At 69.7% G+C, this 17,493-nt stretch carries 21 protein-coding genes and 1 tRNA gene; 7 read left to right on the top strand and 15 right to left on the bottom strand.

Annotated elements, in window-relative coordinates; translation table 11 throughout:
- Positions 1-14 precede the first annotated feature (14 nt).
- From Q5716_RS04180 to Q5716_RS04165, 4 genes are read right to left on the bottom strand one after another with little or no spacing between them, the layout of a single operon-like run.
- Positions 15-455, bottom strand: coding sequence for a pilus assembly protein TadG-related protein (locus tag Q5716_RS04180; protein WP_305001830.1), 441 nt, complete (start codon positions 453-455; stop codon positions 15-17).
- Positions 452-904, bottom strand: coding sequence for a hypothetical protein (locus tag Q5716_RS04175; RefSeq protein ID WP_305001829.1), 453 nt, complete (start codon positions 902-904; stop codon positions 452-454). Before Q5716_RS04175 ends, Q5716_RS04180 begins: the two co-directional genes overlap by 4 nt.
- Positions 876-1,262 carry a TadE/TadG family type IV pilus assembly protein gene (locus tag Q5716_RS04170; RefSeq protein WP_305001828.1) on the bottom strand — a complete coding sequence of 129 codons (387 nt, stop codon included), beginning with the start codon at positions 1,260-1,262 and terminating at the stop codon, positions 876-878. Before Q5716_RS04170 ends, Q5716_RS04175 begins: the two co-directional genes overlap by 29 nt.
- A 1-nt stretch (position 1,263) precedes the next feature.
- Positions 1,264-1,452, bottom strand: a complete 189-nt coding sequence (locus Q5716_RS04165) for a hypothetical protein (RefSeq protein ID WP_305001827.1) — start codon at positions 1,450-1,452, stop codon at positions 1,264-1,266.
- Between the two features lie 107 nt (positions 1,453-1,559).
- On the opposite strand from Q5716_RS04165, the gene Q5716_RS04160 reads away from it, so the two are divergent.
- Complete coding sequence (locus Q5716_RS04160) at positions 1,560-2,195, top strand: TetR/AcrR family transcriptional regulator (protein ID WP_305001826.1); 636 nt, start codon at positions 1,560-1,562, stop codon at positions 2,193-2,195.
- Between the two features lie 31 nt (positions 2,196-2,226).
- On the opposite strand, the gene Q5716_RS04155 is transcribed toward Q5716_RS04160, so the two are convergent.
- A complete protein-coding gene (locus tag Q5716_RS04155; protein ID WP_305001825.1) occupies positions 2,227-2,610 on the bottom strand; it encodes a RidA family protein in 384 nt (127 codons plus the stop codon).
- A gap of 78 nt (positions 2,611-2,688) precedes the next feature.
- Here Q5716_RS04155 and Q5716_RS04150 point away from each other — a divergent pair, with 78 nt between their 5' ends.
- On the top strand, positions 2,689-4,239 hold the full coding sequence (locus Q5716_RS04150; RefSeq protein ID WP_305001824.1) for an SDR family oxidoreductase: 1,551 nt from the start codon (positions 2,689-2,691) through the stop codon (positions 4,237-4,239).
- A 302-nt stretch (positions 4,240-4,541) separates the two neighbouring features.
- On the opposite strand, the gene Q5716_RS04145 is transcribed toward Q5716_RS04150, so the two are convergent.
- Genes Q5716_RS04145 through Q5716_RS04130 form a run of 4 tightly spaced genes read right to left on the bottom strand, consistent with a single transcriptional unit; the run spans position 4,542 to position 7,788 of the window.
- Positions 4,542-5,471: a type II secretion system F family protein gene (locus Q5716_RS04145; protein ID WP_305001823.1), complete on the bottom strand. Its 930-nt coding sequence runs from the start codon at positions 5,469-5,471 to the stop codon at positions 4,542-4,544.
- The gene (locus Q5716_RS04140) at positions 5,459-6,313 is read right to left on the bottom strand and encodes a type II secretion system F family protein (RefSeq protein WP_305001822.1); all 855 of its coding nucleotides are present in this window, start codon (positions 6,311-6,313) and stop codon (positions 5,459-5,461) included. Before Q5716_RS04140 ends, Q5716_RS04145 begins: the two co-directional genes overlap by 13 nt.
- Positions 6,310-7,530: a TadA family conjugal transfer-associated ATPase gene (locus Q5716_RS04135; protein ID WP_305001821.1), complete on the bottom strand. Its 1,221-nt coding sequence runs from the start codon at positions 7,528-7,530 to the stop codon at positions 6,310-6,312. The genes Q5716_RS04140 and Q5716_RS04135 overlap by 4 nt, the downstream gene beginning before the upstream one ends.
- A gap of 57 nt (positions 7,531-7,587) precedes the next feature.
- Complete coding sequence (locus tag Q5716_RS04130; protein ID WP_305001820.1) at positions 7,588-7,788, bottom strand: hypothetical protein; 201 nt, start codon at positions 7,786-7,788, stop codon at positions 7,588-7,590.
- 36 nt (positions 7,789-7,824) lie between these two features.
- Between Q5716_RS04130 and Q5716_RS04125 the strand changes: the two genes are divergently transcribed.
- The 3 genes from Q5716_RS04125 (at position 7,825) to Q5716_RS04115 (ending at position 9,640) form a co-directional block, all read left to right on the top strand.
- Positions 7,825-7,906, top strand: a tRNA-Leu gene (locus Q5716_RS04125).
- A 168-nt stretch (positions 7,907-8,074) separates the two neighbouring features.
- Entirely contained in the window at positions 8,075-8,749 is a 675-nt protein-coding gene (locus Q5716_RS04120; protein WP_305001819.1) for a DUF4304 domain-containing protein, read from the top strand.
- A 9-nt stretch (positions 8,750-8,758) separates the two neighbouring features.
- Positions 8,759-9,640 carry an oxygenase MpaB family protein gene (locus tag Q5716_RS04115; protein WP_305001818.1) on the top strand — a complete coding sequence of 294 codons (882 nt, stop codon included), beginning with the start codon at positions 8,759-8,761 and terminating at the stop codon, positions 9,638-9,640.
- A 10-nt stretch (positions 9,641-9,650) separates the two neighbouring features.
- Here the strand turns inward: Q5716_RS04115 and Q5716_RS04110 are convergent, their stop codons facing one another.
- The 5 genes from Q5716_RS04110 to Q5716_RS04090 all read right to left on the bottom strand — a co-directional run bounded on the left by Q5716_RS04110 (position 9,651) and on the right by Q5716_RS04090 (position 15,464).
- Entirely contained in the window at positions 9,651-10,880 is a 1,230-nt protein-coding gene (locus Q5716_RS04110) for an ROK family transcriptional regulator (RefSeq protein WP_305001817.1), read from the bottom strand.
- Positions 10,881-10,890: 10 nt separating this feature from the next.
- A complete protein-coding gene (locus Q5716_RS04105; protein ID WP_305001816.1) occupies positions 10,891-12,438 on the bottom strand; it encodes a glycoside hydrolase family 5 protein in 1,548 nt (515 codons plus the stop codon).
- A gap of 8 nt (positions 12,439-12,446) precedes the next feature.
- Positions 12,447-13,283, bottom strand: coding sequence for a carbohydrate ABC transporter permease (locus Q5716_RS04100; RefSeq protein WP_305001815.1), 837 nt, complete (start codon positions 13,281-13,283; stop codon positions 12,447-12,449).
- Positions 13,273-14,151, bottom strand: coding sequence for a carbohydrate ABC transporter permease (locus tag Q5716_RS04095; RefSeq protein ID WP_305001814.1), 879 nt, complete (start codon positions 14,149-14,151; stop codon positions 13,273-13,275). The genes Q5716_RS04100 and Q5716_RS04095 overlap by 11 nt, the downstream gene beginning before the upstream one ends.
- A gap of 80 nt (positions 14,152-14,231) precedes the next feature.
- Positions 14,232-15,464 (bottom strand): extracellular solute-binding protein, encoded by a 1,233-nt coding sequence (locus tag Q5716_RS04090; protein WP_305001813.1) that lies wholly within the window; start codon positions 15,462-15,464, stop codon positions 14,232-14,234.
- A gap of 228 nt (positions 15,465-15,692) precedes the next feature.
- On the opposite strand from Q5716_RS04090, the gene Q5716_RS04085 reads away from it, so the two are divergent.
- Together Q5716_RS04085 and Q5716_RS04080 are read left to right on the top strand one after the other, a co-directional pair.
- Complete coding sequence (locus tag Q5716_RS04085) at positions 15,693-16,424, top strand: DedA family protein (protein WP_305001812.1); 732 nt, start codon at positions 15,693-15,695, stop codon at positions 16,422-16,424.
- A gap of 96 nt (positions 16,425-16,520) precedes the next feature.
- On the top strand, positions 16,521-16,952 hold the full coding sequence (locus Q5716_RS04080; protein WP_305001811.1) for a rhodanese-like domain-containing protein: 432 nt from the start codon (positions 16,521-16,523) through the stop codon (positions 16,950-16,952).
- Here Q5716_RS04080 and Q5716_RS04075 read toward each other — a convergent pair.
- Positions 16,936-17,463, bottom strand: coding sequence for a HEAT repeat domain-containing protein (locus tag Q5716_RS04075; RefSeq protein WP_305001810.1), 528 nt, complete (start codon positions 17,461-17,463; stop codon positions 16,936-16,938). The two genes, Q5716_RS04080 and Q5716_RS04075, sit on opposite strands and share 17 nt — an antisense overlap.
- Positions 17,464-17,493: the final 30 nt, after the last annotated feature.

Genomic DNA, 17,493 nt, shown 5'->3' with positions numbered 1-17,493 from the left:
CTAGCACCGAGACTTCAGCCGAAGACTGACCGCGCGCTCGTCTCCACGTCGATACGGATGCCGCTCGGCACCAGGACGCTGAGCACGGGCGGCGACCACTGCGCGGAGAGCCGCACTGTTGCGCTGCGTCCGTCGAGGGACTCGGCGCGCTCGAGCCGGAGTCCGTCGAACTCGTCGGCGGGCATCCCCGCGAGGTAGGACTCCACGGCGTCGCGCACGGCGGCGTCGTCGAGATCGAGGTGCACGGCTCCGGACGGGGAGAGCACGTCGTCGAGCTGAAAGGCCTCTGCTCCGACAAGAGCGGCTCCGTCCGCGAGCGTGAGAAGTCGCTTGCGCTCGAGGTAGAGCGACGTCGCCGCAACGACGAGAAGGATGAGTGCCAGCGCGAAGGCTGTGCAGAACGCGATGAGCGGGAGGATCGACCCCTCGTCGTCGGAGGGCCGGCGCCGAGTCATCCCTCGTCCCGGAAGCGCGAGACCTGCTGGGTCGCCGCCGCCTCCAGCGTCACCGAGAGAGGGATGTCCGCCGTGATCGCCGGGGGCATGAGGGGAAGCGGAACCGCGACCGATACCTCGACCGTGACGAGGCCGCGCCGCTGGAGGCAGTCGTCCGGTGAAGGTCGGCACGAGATCGTGACGGTTGTCTCGGCAGACTCGACGCCGTGGTCGGCGAGCGCGAACTGCACGGCCCGCTCGGCCGCGGCACGGGCATCCGCGACGCTCGTCGCCTGGACGAAGACCCGAGCGGCCTGTCGCGCCGCCCCTTCGGCGGCGAGAGCGCCGGCCTGGATGCTCGACATCGCGATCACGAGGTAGACGAGCGGCACCAGGAGGACGAGTCCTGCCGTGACGAACTCGACCGCGGCGGAGCCGGAGTCATCCGTCCAGCGACTCGATCGCCGCATGGCCCTCCACCTCCAGCATCGCCTCGGGGCCGAGAAGCCCGATCACCGGCAGCGGCGCTCGCACTGTCACCACCACGGCGGGACGCCCGAGGTAGACCGTCGTGCCCGCCGTGACGTCGGCCGCGTAGAGGCCGCCGATCGCCGACTCGATGAGCTCGGCCGCGCGCTCCGCACCCTCCGCCGGCGTGCGCTCCGCGAGCGAGCCGAACCTCGCCCCCTCGGCGGCGGCGTCCACGATCGTGTTGCGCACATGGAGTGCCAGGGCGAGCTGCAGGAGTCCGAGAGCGAGCACCACGAGGAGGGTGCCGACCATGACGAACTCGGCGACCGCCGAGCCCGAGTCATCCCGCCAGCGCACGTCAGAAGCCGGTGACCCGCTCGATGGCCTGCTGGAAGACCGAGCTCAGCGCGGGGCCGGCGAGCGCCCAGATGATGATGACGAGGCCGGCGGTCATCAGGGTGATGAGCACCCAGCCGGGCACGTCGCCCCGGTCGTCGCGGAGTCGGGCGGTCAGTCTGGCGATGAGTGAGGCGGCGAGGCGATGCATGGTCGAAGGGTGCCAGCCCTCGCGTGACGATGCGCCGAACCATCCACAAGGCCGTCCGCTCTGCGTGGCGGCGGCCCGCTCCCAGCCGCGCCGCCTATCGTGAAGCGATGAGCACCACCGCTGAGGGCAAGACCCGCTTCGAGCGTCGCAAGGAAGCGACGCGGGGCAGGATCGTGCACGCGGCGAACACGCTCTTCCTCGCCGACGGGTACGTCGAGACCTCCATGGAGGACATCGCGCGCGCCGCGGACGTGGCGATCCGCACGATCTATCTCCACTTCGACTCGAAGGCCGCGATCCTGCTCGCCTACTTCGACGAGTGGCTCGACGACTTCGTGGACGCGCTCATCGCACGCCCCGCAGCGGAGCCGATCGACGAGTCCGTCGCGCGGGCCCTGGACTTCCTCGTCCAGAACGGGTGGGACGGCACGCCCTTCGGCGAGATGCCCGGCCCGCACCCGACCGTGGAGTTCATCGGCACGGGCTCCCCCGAGATCGCCGGCCGCATCATGCACGGCTGGGGTCGCGCCCAGGATGCTCTGACCGCCCACTACGCCGCGTCGGGTGAGTATCCTGCGGGGTCGTTCGTGCCGCGGGCGCGCGCGGCGGCCGTGTTCGCGAGCTGGGTTGCGACGCTCCTCGTCTTCCGTGACGGGTTCGGAGGAGCACCGCTGGATGCCCAGGCCACCGGCAACTCGGTGGGTGAGGCGATCATCCGCGAGATGAACAGCGGGCGACTGTAGCCGCTCCGCCGCTCAGCCGCGCCGCTCCGCGCTACGACGCGAGGTGCGCGGTGACCTCGATCTCGATCTTCATGGCGTCGCTCGAGAGCCCGGCCTGGATCATCGTCGCCGCCGGGCGAACGTCGCCGAAAACCTCCTGCAGCGCCGGCCAGGTGGCCTCGAAGTCGTCGGCGTTGGGCAGGATGTAGTGCACCCGCACAACATCGGCGAAGGATGCCCCCGCCTCAGCAAGCGCGGCGCCGATGTTGCGCAGCGCCTGGGCCGCCTGCTCGGTCACGTCGTCGGAGATCGTCATCGTCGAGTAGTCGTAGCCGGTCGTACCGGAGACGAACACCCAGTCGCCGGAGACGACGGCGCGCGAGTAGCCGATCTGCGCCTCGAAGGTGGAGCCTGAGCTGATGAGGCGACGGGTCATGCGGGTGTCCTTTCGTGCGGGTGAGCGGCAGACCAGACTATCGGCGAGACGAGCAGGTCGCCGTCGTAGAGTGAGGCAATGACCGACCTCACCGCCCCTACCGGTCGGGAGCCCGCACTCGTCGCCCTCCCCCGCCCCGACGGCTCCGCGCCGCGCGCGCTCGTGCTCGGGGCGACCGGCTACGTGGGCGGGCGACTCGTGCCGCGGCTGCTGTCCGCCGGGTACCGCGTGCGCATCCTCGCCCGCGATGCGGAGCGGGCGCGCCAGTTCCCGTGGGGCGCGGACGTCGACATCGTCGAGGGCGACGCGCAGGATGCCTCGGCCGTCGGCACCGCGACCGACGACGTCGACGTGCTCTACTACCTCGTCCACTCGATGGGCGGCGGTCGCGACTTCGACGCGGTCGACCAGCGCGCAGCGAGGACGGTGGGCACGGCGGCTCGGCGCTCGGGCGTCTCGCGCATCGTGTACCTGGGCGGGTTGCATCCCGACGACGCCCGCCTGTCGCCGCACCTGCAGTCGCGCGTCGAGGTCGGGCGGATCCTGCTCGAGTCGGGGGTGCCGACGATCGTGCTGCAGGCCGGCGTGATCATCGGTTCGGGGTCGGCGTCGTTCGAGATGATCCGCCACCTGACCGACGTGCTGCCGTACATGCCCGCCCCGAAATGGGTGCGCAACTTCATCCAGCCGATCGCCGTGCGCGACGTGCTCTACTACCTGCTCGGGGCGGCGCGCGTTACCGAGCGCGTGAGCCGCGCCGTCGACATCGGCGGACCCGACGTGCTGCGCTACGGCCAGATGATGAACGGCTACGCGGTCGAGGCGGGGCTCAAGCAGCGGCCGATCGCATCGCTGCCGGTGCTCACCCCGCGCCTCGCCTCGCACTGGGTGAACCTCGTGACGCCGATCCCCCGCGCGATCGCCCGACCGCTCGTGGAGTCGCTGCAGAACGAGTGCGTCATGAAGAACCACGACATCGACGAGCTCGTGCCGCCGCCCGAGGGCGGGCTCACCCGCTACCGGGCGGCCGTGCGGCTGGCGCTGCGCTCCGAGACCGACAAGCGCATCGAGACGAGCTGGGCGGATGACCCGGTCGGCGGCGCCCCCAGCGACCCGCTGCCCGCCGACCCGGACTGGGCCGGGCGCACCGTCTTCACGGACACCCGCGAGCTCGTCTCCTCGGCGTCGCCCGAGCAGCTCTGGGCGGTCATCGAAGGAATCGGCGGCGAGCGCGGCTGGTACTCGTGGCCGCTCGCGTGGTGGGCGCGCGGCGTGCTCGACAAGCTCGTCGGCGGAGTCGGCCTCACCCGCGGACGCCGCAACCCCGACCGCCTGCTCGTCGGCGACGCCGTGGACTTCTGGCGCGTCGAGCGCATCGACCGGGGCGGCCACTCGGAGCCGTCGCTGCTGCGGTTGCGCGCCGAGATGAAGGTGCCGGGCCTCGCGTGGCTCGAGCTCAGTGCCATCCCGGATGCCGCGGGCTCACGCTACAAGCAGCGCGCCGTGTTCTTCCCCCAAGGTCTCGCCGGCCGCCTGTACTGGCTCGCCGTGCTGCCCCTGCACGGGATCATCTTCGCGGGGATGGCGCGGGAGATCTCGGCGGCGGCGGAGCGTGGAGGCGCGGGTTAGGTGGTGGGCCAAGTGGGGTTCGTGATCGAGGACAGCTCGCACTCGGAACTGATTGGCAGTTTCTCCGAGCGACACGAAGCCGAGGCCGAACTCCGGCGCCTCTCGAGTGTGCCGTGGGACGTTGAGCCCAATCGCGCTCCATGCACTAGCTGGGAGACCTGTGGACGCGAGTACGAGATCGTCGAATGGGATACGTCGACGTCCCCATGGCGCCAGATCTCGCGGACGCCCCTGCTGAGTGTGTCAGCCGCCGGAGTGGTGTGGTTGTCGGATCCCGGCCTGACAGGCTAGGCGAGTCCTTCTTAGAACCCCACCTGCAGCACCACGATGCCCGGAAATACCGCGAACAGGATCGTGACCGGCAGGATGAGGAACACCAGCGGGAACATCATCGCGACCTCCTTGCGGCCAGCGACCTCGAGGAGTTCGCGCTTCGCGTCGTCGCGGGCATCCTGAGCCTGGGCGCGCAGCACCTCGGCGAGCGGGCTGCCACGTTCCAGGGCACCGGTGATCTGCTCGATGCAGCGAGTGAGGGGCGGAAGTTCGAGGTCGCGGGCCAGGGCGGCGAGCGTCTCGGCGAGCGGCAGTCCGGTGCCGACAGCCGTGACGACGTCGGCGAACTCGCGGCTGAGTTCGCCCGAGCCGGTGCGAGCGACTCGGCGCAGGGCATCCATGATCCCCTCCCCGGCAGACAGGCTGAGCGTGAGGAATTCGAGGATGACCGGCAGCTCGCTCGAGAGGCGAGCGAGCCGCGCTTTCGCGGTGCGCTGAAGGAGGGCATCCCGCAGCAGGATTCCGCCCACGCCGCAGCCGGCGACGAGCACCACCTGCACGGCCGGGCCGACGTGGGCGGCAACAATCGCGACCCCGACGCCGACGACCGCGCCCAGGATGCCCGACAGCACCTGCTGGCTCCGGAACGCCTCCACACTCAGCCGTGACCCCGCTTGTCGCAACCGGCGGGCCACCTGCTCCGGGCCGCCGAGGAGCGAGCCCAGCAGTCGGAACAGCGGATCGGCGACCGGCCGCAAGAGCAGGGAGAGCACCGGGAGCGGGCCGGGAGGCGGAGGCGCGAGGAACTCGCGGGCTCCCGCCGAGACATCCTGCAGATAGGGAGCGACGCGGCGGGCGAGCCGGGGGCGGTTGAGGCGCGGGAGCATGCTCGCGAGCATCCACAAGCCGAGGCCCAGACCGGTACCGGCGACCACCGCCCACGCGGTCACGCGAACCACCGCCGTTCTTCGGGCAGCCGACCCAGGCCGATCATGAGCCGGTAGGCGACGAGCGACACCACGAGGCCGCCGGCGACGAGCACCGCCCCCGCGGGCGAGTTGTAGGCGACCGCGGCCTCCGGTCGCGTCGCGAGCAGCACGAGCACGATCCACGGCGCCGCGACGCCGAGCCGCGCCGCGTTGACTACCCAGGACTGGCGCGCCTCGACCTCCGAGCGGATCGCCGCCTCCTGCCGGAGGTGGGCGCCGAGAGCGCGCAGCACCGTGGTCAGCTCGGAACCGCCGACCTCCCGCGCCATGCGCAGGGTCTCGAGGATGCGGTCGGCGACGGGGTCGGCGAGCCTGTCCTTGAGCGAGTCGATGCAGAGCCCGAAACTTCCCGTCGCGCGGTACTGCTGCTCGAACGCAGCGAAAGCTGCTCGGGTCTGCTCCGGGCCGACCGTGGCGAGCGTCACCAGGCTGTCCGGCAGTGCGAGGCCAGAACGCACCGCCGATACGAGCTGGTCGACGACATCGGGCCAGATGACTCGGGTCGAACGACGGCGCGACCGTGCCCGAGCACCGATGAGCACCGCGGGCAGGGACCCTGCTACCCCGGCGAGACCGAGCGAGAGCGGCAGCACCCCGAGGAGCGCCTGGCCGAGCCCACCCGCAACGACTGCGAGGGCAGCACTCACCGCGAGCACGACGGCGGGACTGACCGCGGGGAGACCCGCCTGGACGAGGCGGTCGTGCATCCTTCCGCTGCGGCGCGGGGTCGAACCGGGGACCCGCGGCCAGAAGAACGGCGCGACCACCAACAGGGTGCCCGCCCCGAGAGCCAGGCCCAGGGCGAGGCTCATCGCGCCGCCAGCACGGTCGCGGGCTCGAGCCCTGCCGCGCGGAACTTCGACAGTCGAGTCGGGTAGCCGCCCGTGTGCTGGAGCAGCCCGTCGCGGAGCGCGAAGATCGGACTGGCCTCGATGACGCCGCCCGCCACGACGCCGCTCGGCGCGAGGATCTCGACCACGCGGCGTTGACCGCCGCGCGCCAACTCGCAGTGCACCACCACGTCGATGCACCCGGCGACAGTCGGAACGACGAACGAGGAGTCGATGTTGCGCCCGGCCAGGAGCGGCAGAGTCGAGAGCTTGACGAGAGCGTCCCGCGCACTGTTGGCATGGATGCTCGACAACCCCGGTAGCCCCGAGTTGAGGGCGATGAGCAGATCGAGTGACTCCGCCTCGCGCACCTCGCCCACCACGAGGCGATCGGGTCGCATGCGCAGCGACTCCTTGATGAGTCGGCGGAGCGTGATCTCGCCCGTCCCCTCGAGACTGGGCTGTCGGCATTGGAGAGCGACCCAGTCCCGACCGGCGACCGCGAGCTCGAAGGTCTCCTCGACGGTGACGACCCGCTCCGTCGGGCGGGCGCTCGCGAGGAGGGCGCTGATCATTGTCGTCTTGCCGCTCTGCGTCGCTCCCGAGACGAGGATGTTCTGACCGGACAGCATGCACATGCGCAGGAACTCCGCCGCCTGCTGGGTGAGCGACCCCAAGGCGACGAGGCGCTGCAGGTCGCGGATGCGGCGGTTGAACTTGCGGATGTTCACGGCCCAGTGGCGGCGCGTGACATCCGGGATCGCGACGTGGAGGCGAGAGCCGTCGGGCAGCGACGCGTCGACGAAGGGGCTGCTCAGGTCGACGCGGCGACCCGAGCTCTGCAGCATCCGTTCGACCAGGTCGCGGACCTCGCCGTCGGTGAGCCGGATGCTGGTGAGCTCGGGCACCCCGCCGCGCGCAGCGAACACAGCATCGGGTGCGTTGATCCAGAGCTCCTCGATCTCCGGGTCGTCGAGGAGGGGCTGCAGCGCACCGAAGCCCGTGAGCGCGGCGACGATCTCGCGCTCGGTACGGGCTTCGTCCTCGAGGAGCGGTTGGGAGCCGCCGAGCGCGAGCTCGCTGTAGCGGCGGACCTCGTCACGCACGTACCCCGTGGCTCGGTCATGGTCGAGTCCGATGCCCTCGCGGCGCACGCGTTCGCGGACGCGCTCGGTGATGATCGTGTGGGCGTGCGACATGCGCACAGTGTGGCGGCGGCCGGGTCATCCGGGCCGCCCGTTGTCCACAAGCCGGGGCTAGCGGCCGCCCTGCCGCAGCTCGATCTGGCCCGCTCCGCCACCGAGGCTCGTGCTCGCCGCGCCGCCGAAGCCGCCGCTCGGGATGATGTACCCGATCATGATGCCGACGACGAGGGCGACGATCCCGACCACCCAGACGAGCCAGCGACGGTCGAAGTGGTCGACGATGTCGGATCGCAGGTCGCTGAGGGTGCTCATGCGTCGAGCATACGGACGCCTATGCTGGATGCGCCAGCGGGAGTGGTGAAATCGGCAGACACGCAGGATTTAGGTTCCTGTGCCTTCGGGCGTGTGGGTTCAAGTCCCACCTTCCGCACCTAGCGCCGGGCTGCCTTGCCTGCCGAGGTGTGAGAAGTCGGGTGATTCGAGCGACTCGACGGCCCGGGTTATCTCACCTCGATGTGGCCCGCACGCGCATGTCGAGGGCGCGGCCCAGACCGCCGCCAGATAGGAGGATCGGAGCTTGCCGTGAAACGATGTCACCATGTCTCTTCATCTCGTCGTGAAGACGGCCGTCCGAGATACGCTCGGTCCCGTCCTCCGAAGTGACGGATACAAGGGCTCCTCTCCCACCTGGCGCAAGACGAACGCTGCGGGCGACGTCGCCATCGTCAACTTCCAGAACTCCTCGTGGAACACCTCGGAGAAGATCGCTTGCGTCATCAATATCGCGATGGCACCTGAGCCGTGGCTGCGGTGGTGGCGTGAGCGGCAGGGCGATCGCATGATGAAGACGGTCGGCGAATCACTGGGGTTGTACCGTGACCGCTTGCATCCTTCAGGATCACCACCGATCGCCGATGTCTGGTGGCGTTTCGAGGATGAAGCCTCCGCTGTTGATGCCGTCGCCGACATGGCGGTGCAATGGGAGGCCTCGGGTCGCGACGTCCTCGATGCGCTGCTCGACCGGGACGTGCTATTCCGGCACCTCGACGACGGGGACCTTGGGCACATCAAGAGGCGATCCGGGAGCTACGGGATATTCTTCGCGCGCGCTCGGGCCCTGCTACCGATGGACCAAGGCCCCAGCGAAGCACTTGAGCGGAGCCTCGAGCAGGCCCGCGAGGATCTCCTCCAGAAGCATGAGGCTTACGCCGATCACTTCGAAAGTTGGGTTAGGCAGCAGGCTTCGGCGGCGGCTATCTTTTCCCGCGGTTAGCATCGAGGGATGCCGAAGCGCCCCGCCCTCCGCGAGGAGCTGCTGCTCGCGCTCAACGGCACCCCCGACGGCACCGCGCCGTGGTTGCTCGCCATCGCGGACGGCGACGACGCGGGATACTTCGCCCCTGATGGACCCGCGTGGACAGTGCACTCGGGAATGGGGACGCTCGTGGCGGGCATCCGCGCGCTCCTCATGCAAGCCCTGCACCCGGGGGCGATGGCGGGCGTGCACGACTGGTCGCGGTACCAGGAGGACCCGCTCGGCCGACTCATCGGTACGGTGCGCTGGGTCGTCGTGACGACCTACGGGTCGACCGAGCACGCCCGTCGCGAGACGGCGAGGGTGTCGCGCTTCCACGAGCGCGTCCGCGGCGAATACACGACCAACGACGGCGAGAGGCGCAGCTACTCCGCCGACGACGCCGACCTCGTCGAGTGGGTGCACCTCGCGTTCACGGACGCCTTCCTCGGCTGCCACCTCGAGTGGGGCGGTCCTATCCCGGGCGGGGCCGACGGCTACGTCGCCGACTGGGCTACCGCGGGCGAACTCATGGGCGTCGCCGACCCGCCGCGCTCAGAAGCCGAGCTGCGCCGCCGCCTCGCGGCGTTCCTCCCCCACCTGCGCCGTGACGATCGCGTCGACAGCGTCGTGCGGTTCCTGCGCCGTCCCGGACTGTCACCGCGCATCGATCGCGTCTACGGGCTGCTCTTCGCAAGTGCCGTCGCGTCGCTGCCGCCCGAGTTCCGGCGGCTGCTCGGTCTGCGGCGGTCGGTGCTGCCGGTCAAGCTCCTCACTCGCGCCGCCCTCGTCGTCGCCGAGCGGGCACTCTCCGGTGGACCGCGCGCGCAGGACTACGCGCGCGAGCGGATTGCCCGGGTGCGCGGCTGAACGCAGCAGCTCAGTCCGCGACCCACGAGCCCCGAGGGGCGCCGAGCAGGGCATCCAGCGGCATGATCGCCGCGCCGAGCGCTACGGTGTCCCCACCGAACCGGCATGCGACGAGGTCGAACTGCGAACCCGGCCGCTCGAGCGCGACCTCGCGGGTCGCGGCCTCGACCCGGTCGGCGAGCGACTCCATGAGCCGCAGGCCCACCCAGCCGCCGATGACGACGCGCTCCGGGTTCGTGAGGTTCACGAGGCTGCCGAGGGCGGCGCCGAGCGTCGAGACCAGGTCGTCGACGACGACGGATGCCGCGGCATCCCCCGCGCTGTCCGCCGCGAGCAGCTGACCGATCGCCCCCCACCCGCTGCCGTCGAAGACTCCGCCGGCCTCCGCCCACGCCGCGAGGATCGCGTCGGCGCCGACGTAGGCTTCGACGCACCCGCGCCCGCCGCAGCGGCACTCGCGGCCGTCGCGGACGATGCGGGTGTGCCCCCACTCCCCCGCCGAGCTCGTCAGGCCGTGGGCGAGCTCGCCGTCGCTCACGATTCCGAGGCCGACACCGCGACCGAGCAGCACGACGAGCGCCTCGCCCACGCCGCGCGCGGAGCCGTCCCACAGCTCCGCCATGGCCTGGGTCTTCGCGCCGTTCTCGGCGAAGACCGGGATGTCGTGGGAGATCAGGTCGGCGACAGCTACCGGTGGCCAGCCCAGGCTCTGGGCGTAGAGCACCTGGCGGCCGTCGGGCTCGTTCTCGACGATGCCCGGCAGGCCGAGACCGATGCCGACGAGTCGCGGCCACGCCTCGGGGTTGCGCTCGCGGAGGGCGTCGAGGGCCTCGTCGAGATCCTGCGAGATCGCCTCGATCCGTTCCTCCTCGCGGCCGCCACGGAACTCGCGGTCGACGCGCGTCATCGACAGGTCGAAGAGCTCGACAGCGACACCGCGCTCCCCGACGTCCGCGCCGAGGAAGTAGGCACCGAACGGGTTCGGGGCGAGCAGCGTCACGGGACGACCGCCGCTCGACGCGACCGAGCCCGCCTCCACGACCAGACCCTCCTCCATGAGTTCGGACACGAGGTTCGTCACCGAGGCCACGGAGAGTCCGCACTCGCGGGCGAGCTCCGCCCGGGACGTCTGCCCGGAGAGGATGATGCTCCGCAGGGCCTGCGAACGGTTGCGCTGGCGCACGTCGGAGACCGTCGCCGGGCTCGAGCCCGCCGCGCTCCTCGACACGCGCCCGTTCATCGCCTGAAACCTACCAAGTCGTCCGCGGGTCGGGAGTCAGCCGCGCGAGATCGGTGGGGGCGGTGGCTGTCACCCGGATGCCTCGGGCGGAGGGCTCGACCGTTACCGGCGCCTCGGCGCCCCGAGCATCCATCGCCCGCATCGGCACGGGGCGGTCGAGCTCGAACTCGAGCCAATCCCCCCGGTCGAGCCGCACGACGAGCTCCTCCTCCGGTCGGTAGGGTCGGCCGTCGGACTGCTGGAACGGGTTGAGCGGGTTGTCGCCCTCGCGAGCGAACCGGATGCCCGCCGCATCCGTCTCCCGGATGCCCGCGAGCGGCTCGCCGCCCGCGACCGAGTACGACTCGCCCGCCCCCCGGAAGCCGAAGCCCCACGCCGGTATCGAGGCGGGCGCGTCCCCGAGGAGCGCGGACACGATCTCCGGCTGCCACCGGCAGTTCTCGATGCGCATCGCGTCGAGGAGTCGAGCGAAGACCTCGCGGGCCTCCTCGCGGGAGATCGCCTCGGGGTCGGCAATGGAGGCAACGACCCGCTCCCAGCCCACCGGCGGCACGATCGACGCGGGAGACGTGCGCGTGGCGATCTTCTTCCACGGCCAGAAGTTCCAGCCGATGCCGTGGGACTCGTAGAGCCGGAAGGCCGTATAGATCCACTCGACGGTGTTCTCGCCGCCCTCGCCCATGTAGATCGGCAATCCCAAGCGCTCGCGCGCCTCCAGGAACGCCGCGAGGCTCGCGGTGTCGGGCGACGACCAGTACTTGTGGAACTGCAGGAGCGAGTTCTCGTCCCACACCTCCGTGAAGAGGTCCCAGTTGGTCGCCCAGTGCGCCCCCTCGTAGACGATGAGGTGGTCGGGGTCGATCGCCCGGATGTCGGCGGTGAGCTCGCGGTAGAGCGTCGCGAGCTCACCCGCGTGGCTGTGCTGCCACTCGTTCGGGAGCGGCTCGTTGAGCAGGTCGTAGCCGAGCACCACGGTCTCGTCGCGGTACCGGGTCGCGAGATCGCGCCACAGCCGGCGCGTGAGGTCGCGGTAGCGGGGCTCGAGGAAGAGCTCGGGCAGCTGGTTCGGCGAGTCGTCGATGTTCGTGCCGGTCTGCCCGCCCGGCGCCCCGTGCAGGTCGAGCAGCACCCAGAGCCGGTGCTCGCGGCACCACTCGATGAGCCGGTCGATGAGGTCGTAGCCGGCCTCGATCGGCGATCCGTCGTCCGCCTGGATGACCCGAGAGTTGATCGGCAGGCGCACGTGATCGAATCCGCTCGCGGCGATGAGCGCGATGTCGGCCTCGGCGACGAAGTGGGTACGGAAGCCGTGCCAGAAGGCCGCGGCATCCCGCTCCCCCAGCAGCCGACGGGTGAGCGCCTCGATCTCGCGCGGCGACTCGGCACCCGGGCCGAAGCCCCACATGTACCCCTCGGGCAGCAGCCAGTTGCCGAGCCCGACGCCGCGCAGCAGCAGCTCGCGGCCGGAGCCGTCGACGAGCCGGGCGCCCTGGGCGCGCACGAAGCCATCGAAGGATGCCGGGCGCGACTCGAAGGCGACGGTCGGGACAGGGTTCACGAACTCACTCATTTCAGACCGGAGAGGGCGAAGCCCTGGATGACGTAACGCTGGAAGACCACGAACACGACGAGGATCGGCACGACCATGACGGAGGCCGCGGCCATCTGCAGCGACGGGTTCACGGCGAGCTGCTGGTTGAGCAGCGCAAGCCCCACGGAGAGCGTGTAGAGCTTCTGATCGCTCGCGATGATGAGCGGCCAGAGGAAGCTGTTCCACCCGCCGATAAAGGTGAGCACCACCTGCACGGCGAGGATCGGCCCAGACATCGGGAGGACGATGCGGAAGAAGATGCGGAACTCCCCCGCGCCGTCGATGCGGGCCGCCTCGAGCATCTCGGTGGGGATCGTCGACATGAACTGCCGGAACAGGAAGATGCTGAAGCCGGTCACCAGGGTCGGCAAGGCGATGCCGAGGAGGGTGTTGGTGAGCTTCATGCCGTTGAGGATGAGGTAGGTCGGGATCATCGTGACCTGCACCGGGATCATCATCGTCGCGAGCACGAGGAAGAACATCCAGCGCCGACCGCGGAAGTCGAATTTTGCAAACGCGTACCCCGCCATCGCCATGAGCAGCAGGCCGACGAATCCGAACAGCACCACGATGACGGTGTTGCCGAGGTAGCGCGCGAAGTCGAGCTCGGTGAAGAGCCGCACGTACCACTCGAACGTGGGCTCCTGCGGCAGGATGCTCGGCGGGAAGTCGATCGACTCGCGCTGCGGTTTGACCGAGGTCAGGAGCATCCAGAAGAACGGGAACGCCGTGATGAGGGCGCCCACCCCGAGGGCGGCACCGATCGTCGCGGTCAGTGCCCGCGAGCGGGCCCGGGCGGTGCTAGTACTCATCGTCGGCCCTCCTCAGTCGAAGCTGCACGATCGTGATGATCGCGATGATCGCGAAGAGCACGATCGACCCCGCACTCGCGTAGCCGAACTGGTTGAGCCGGAAGCCTTCCTTGTAGAGGAAGATCGACGCCGACGTGGTAGCCCCGAGCGGCCCGCCGTCGGTGAGCACGAACGGTTCGTCGAAGAACTGCAGCCACGAGATGGTCGTCGTCACGCTCACGAAGAAGATCGCGAAGCGCAGCAGCGGGATCGTGATCGACCAGGTCTGGCGCAGCCCGCCCGCCCCGTCGAGCGACGCTGCCTCGAGGTACTCCTTCGGCACCCCCTGGAGGGCGGCGAGGAAGATGATGATGTTGAGGCCCGTTCCACGCCAGATCGCGACGAGCGCGACCGAGAACTTCGACAGCCACGGGTCCGAGAGCCACTGCACCGGCTCGACGCCGACGAGCGACAGCAGGTAGTTGAAGAGGCCGAACTGGGTGTTGTACAGGTAACCCCACACGAGCGCGACCGCGACGATCGCCGTGATGGCGGGGATGAAGTAGAAGCTGCGCAGGGCTCGGAAGAAGCGTCCCTGGCCGCGGTTGAGCAGCAGCGCGACGACGAGCGAGACGACCACGATCGAAGGCACGCCGATCACGGCGAAGAAGCCGGTGTTGCCGAGCGCCTGCCAGAAGTCCTTGTCGGCGAAGAGCGTCGCGTAGTTGTCGAGGCCGACGAAGTCGACGTTGCTCCAGCTGGCGAACGCCGAGATGTTCATGTTGGTCGTACTGATGACGGCCGCGACGCCGATCGGCAGGATGCCGAACGCGAGCAGCAGGATCATCGCGGGCGACACGAACAGGTAGGGCACGAGCCGGTTGCGCATCGGAGCCTTCCTGGTCGAGTGCGGGGACGATGGATGCGGGTGCCGGGCCGCACGACGTGCGCAGCGGCCCGGCACTCGGCCTAGTTGATGCTCAGGCCCTCGGTCGCCGAGAACAGCGCGTCGAGCGCGGACTGGCGGTCGGCTCCCTGGAGCACGATCGAGTTGAGCGCGTTGAGCAGCTCCGTGCCGACAGCGCCGTCCCAATTGGACACGAGCGGCAGCACCTTGGCCGTCGCGAGCTGCTGGGTGTAGACCTGCACGTTCGGGTCGGAGTTGAGCTCGGAGTCCTCGAGCGCGGCGTTGACCGTCGGCAGCTCACCGGTGAGCTCGAACCACTTCAGCTGGGTCTCCGGCTGGGCGAGGTACTCGAGCAGCTCGAGGGACGTCTCGACCTGGTCGGAGTTGTGCCACACGCCGAGGTTCGATCCCGCGAAGAGCGCGATCGATCCGCCGTCGCCAGCGGGGAACGGGCTCGCCTGCCACTTTCCGTCGAGCTCGGGCGCGGCATCCGCGATCCCCTTGCCCAGGTACGGACCGCTCACGAGCATGGGCGCGATTCCCGAGATGAAGCCCTGGGTCTGGTCGAAGTCGCTGTTGGTGGGGACGCTGCCGTCCGAGTAGAGGCCGGTGTAGATGTCGACCGCCTTCTCGAACTCGGGGGTGTCGAAGTCGACGTTGCCGTCGGCGTCGATGACCTCGCCGCCCTCGCTCCACGTCATCTGGATGGGCAGCGGCGCGTCCCACTGCGGGATGTAGTAGCCGTAGTTTCCGTTGCCGCGAGCGGCGAGCACCTTGGCGTACTCGCGCACCTCGTCCCACGTCGACGGCGGGGCGTCGAAGCCCGCCTCGGCGAGGATGTCGGTGCGGGTGAAGAGCACGCGGGTGTCGGAGACCCACGGGACGCTGACGATCTCGCCGCCGACCGCGGTGGAGAGGCCGGCGACGCCCTCGGGGTAGTTCTCCGGGGCGAGTCCCGGGTAGTCGGCGAGAAGGTCGTCGAGAGCGAGGAGGGCGCCCGCGTCGGCGAAGGTGCGCAGCTTGGAGAGGCCGATCTGCAGGATGTCCGGGCCGGATCCCGAGGCAACCGCGGTCGTGAGCTTCTCGTCAATGGCGTCCCACGGGACCGCGACGACGTCGACGTCGATTCCGCTGTCGGCGACGAGCGTCTCGAAGTTGGTGCCGGAGTCGCCCATGATCCAGACGGTGAGCGGTCCGTCGGCCTCCTCGGCCGCGGGAGCCTGGCACGCCGTGGTGCCGAGCGCGATGGCGGCGGCGCCGAGGAGGGCGGCAGCGGTGCGGACTGTTCTCTTCATTGAGATTCCTTGTCTCTCATTCTCCAGTGAATGCGGGGGGTGCAGCGACCGTGATCGGCCGTCGGTACTTATTTCAGGACTTAGTATAACTACTGCGGAAAGGCTGTCAATGCGACGGTGAACACTCGGGGGTTACCCCCAGCCTCCCCCGTCGCCGCAGCCGGTAGCCTGTCAGGAAGCAAATGCCGCCGATTGACCGAACGGCAACCGACGACTGGAGTTCATCCCGTGGTTCTTCCCACCGCCCTCATCCCCTTCCTCGACCCCGAGGGCATCATCCAGGGCGCCGGCCCCTGGGCGCTCCTCGTCGTGTGCTTCATCGTCTTCGCCGAGACGGGACTGCTCGTCGGATTCCTCCTCCCCGGCGATACCCTCCTCATCATCACGGGTCTGCTCACCTTCTACCCCGGCATCGGATTCGACATCTGGTGGGTGTGCCTCTTCATCTCGCTCGCCGCCTTCCTCGGCGGCGAAGTCGGATACCTCATCGGCCACAAGGCCGGTCCTCGCATCTTCGAGCGGAAGGAAACCGGCCTGTTCTCGATCGAGAACGTCAAGCGCACCAACGCCTTCTTCGCGCGGTTCGGCGGACTCGCCGTCATCCTCGCCCGCTTCGTCCCCATCGTGCGCACCTTCGCCCCCGTCGCTGCCGGCGTCGGCCACATGGACTACCGAAAGTACTCGCTCTACAACCTCATCGGCGCCCTGATCTGGGGCGCGGGGCTCACGTTCGCGGGATACCTCCTCGGCTATGTGCCGGTGCTCGGCGACTTCGTGCGCGAGTACATCGACATCATCCTCATCGGCGCCGTGCTGATCGCCGTCGTGCCGACGGTCATCCACTACATCCAGTCGGTGCGGAAGGCGAAGAAGACCGCGGCCACGGCGCCCGTCACCGACGCCGAGGCCGAAGAGCTCGCGCTCCAGCCCAAGGACTTCGACCAGAACCTCGACGACTAGCCGGGGCACCTCGAGATCCGGCCAGGCGGCGGCAAGCTGCTGCCAACATCCGGTCCGCTTCTCCAGGCTGCGGATTCCGAGGGCTAGGGTCGAGCCATGACCGACACCGCCGCCATCCTCGCCCACTTCGAAGCGAAGCTCGCCTTCGAGACGGACCCGTCGGACGTGCGCAGCGCACAGCTCGCCGGCGAGAGCTTCGTGCTCGTCGACTCGCGCGGGGATGCGGCGTGGGCGCAAGGTCGCGCGGAGGGGGCAATCCACCTGCCTACCGCCCAGATCGCCGAGCGGGCCGCCACCGAGATCCCCGCCGACATGCCCGTGGTCGTGTACTGCTGGGGCCCCGCATGCAACGGCGCGACCAAGGCCGCCATCCAGTTCGCGAAGCTCGGCTACTCCGTCAAGGAGATGATCGGCGGGTTCGAGTACTGGGCTCGAGAGGGACTCCCCGTGCTGACCGACGAGGGCCACCTGCACCGCGACGTCGACGCCCTCACGTCACCCGTGAACGCGATCAGCTGCGACTGCTGAGCGCCTCGAGCCCCTGCTGGGCGGCGCGACGCACGTCGATGTCCTTATCGCGCAGCAGGTTCCGGATGCCCTCCGCCTCCGCCGCGGACCCGACGGCGCCGAGCGCCCTCGCCGCTGCGGCGCGCACCCGGGGCACGTCGTCCGTGAGGAGTTCGGCGAGCGCTGCGGCAAGCGGCAGCGACCGGGCGGCGACCACTCGTGCCGCCATCTCGCGGACCCGCCACGCGCGGTTCTGGAGCCCGGACGCCACCGCGTCGACCGCGGAGTCGTCCCACACGGTGAGCAGGGCGCGCATGCCCCACACCTCCGGCCAGTAGAGCACGGGCGCTCCCTCGAGGACACCCTTCGCGTGCGTGCCGCCAACGAACAGCAGGAAGTCGTCGCCCGCGCTCAACCCTCCGATGAGGGCGATGGCTCGGTCGACGACTCCGCGTTCGCCCCAGACCGAGACGGCCTCAGCGAGTCGGGCCGACGGGGGCGCTGACAGATCGGACGGAGTGGCATCGCTCATGACGATGCCACTCTACGTGCCCGGCGACGG

Source organism: Antiquaquibacter soli (genome assembly GCF_030580675.1).
Taxonomy (GTDB): domain Bacteria; phylum Actinomycetota; class Actinomycetes; order Actinomycetales; family Microbacteriaceae; genus Rhodoglobus; species Rhodoglobus soli.
Note: the sequence above shows the minus strand (reverse complement) of the source record. Positions and strands in the feature narration are given on the sequence as shown.

Coding starts and splice junctions, on each gene's coding strand:
- Q5716_RS04180 (WP_305001830.1), bottom strand. CDS start 455: ATGACTCGGCGCCGGCCCTCCGACGACGAGGGGTCGATCCTCCCGCTC.
- Q5716_RS04175 (WP_305001829.1), bottom strand. CDS start 904: ATGCGGCGATCGAGTCGCTGGACGGATGACTCCGGCTCCGCCGCGGTC.
- Q5716_RS04165 (WP_305001827.1), bottom strand. CDS start 1,452: ATGCATCGCCTCGCCGCCTCACTCATCGCCAGACTGACCGCCCGACTC.
- Q5716_RS04160 (WP_305001826.1), top strand. CDS start 1,560: ATGAGCACCACCGCTGAGGGCAAGACCCGCTTCGAGCGTCGCAAGGAA.
- Q5716_RS04155 (WP_305001825.1), bottom strand. CDS start 2,610: ATGACCCGTCGCCTCATCAGCTCAGGCTCCACCTTCGAGGCGCAGATC.
- Q5716_RS04150 (WP_305001824.1), top strand. CDS start 2,689: ATGACCGACCTCACCGCCCCTACCGGTCGGGAGCCCGCACTCGTCGCC.
- Q5716_RS04140 (WP_305001822.1), bottom strand. CDS start 6,313: ATGAGCCTCGCCCTGGGCCTGGCTCTCGGGGCGGGCACCCTGTTGGTG.
- Q5716_RS04135 (WP_305001821.1), bottom strand. CDS start 7,530: ATGTCGCACGCCCACACGATCATCACCGAGCGCGTCCGCGAACGCGTG.
- Q5716_RS04130 (WP_305001820.1), bottom strand. CDS start 7,788: ATGAGCACCCTCAGCGACCTGCGATCCGACATCGTCGACCACTTCGAC.
- Q5716_RS04120 (WP_305001819.1), top strand. CDS start 8,075: ATGTCTCTTCATCTCGTCGTGAAGACGGCCGTCCGAGATACGCTCGGT.
- Q5716_RS04115 (WP_305001818.1), top strand. CDS start 8,759: ATGCCGAAGCGCCCCGCCCTCCGCGAGGAGCTGCTGCTCGCGCTCAAC.
- Q5716_RS04110 (WP_305001817.1), bottom strand. CDS start 10,880: ATGAACGGGCGCGTGTCGAGGAGCGCGGCGGGCTCGAGCCCGGCGACG.
- Q5716_RS04100 (WP_305001815.1), bottom strand. CDS start 13,283: ATGAGTACTAGCACCGCCCGGGCCCGCTCGCGGGCACTGACCGCGACG.
- Q5716_RS04095 (WP_305001814.1), bottom strand. CDS start 14,151: ATGCGCAACCGGCTCGTGCCCTACCTGTTCGTGTCGCCCGCGATGATC.
- Q5716_RS04090 (WP_305001813.1), bottom strand. CDS start 15,464: ATGAAGAGAACAGTCCGCACCGCTGCCGCCCTCCTCGGCGCCGCCGCC.
- Q5716_RS04080 (WP_305001811.1), top strand. CDS start 16,521: ATGACCGACACCGCCGCCATCCTCGCCCACTTCGAAGCGAAGCTCGCC.
- Q5716_RS04075 (WP_305001810.1), bottom strand. CDS start 17,463: ATGAGCGATGCCACTCCGTCCGATCTGTCAGCGCCCCCGTCGGCCCGA.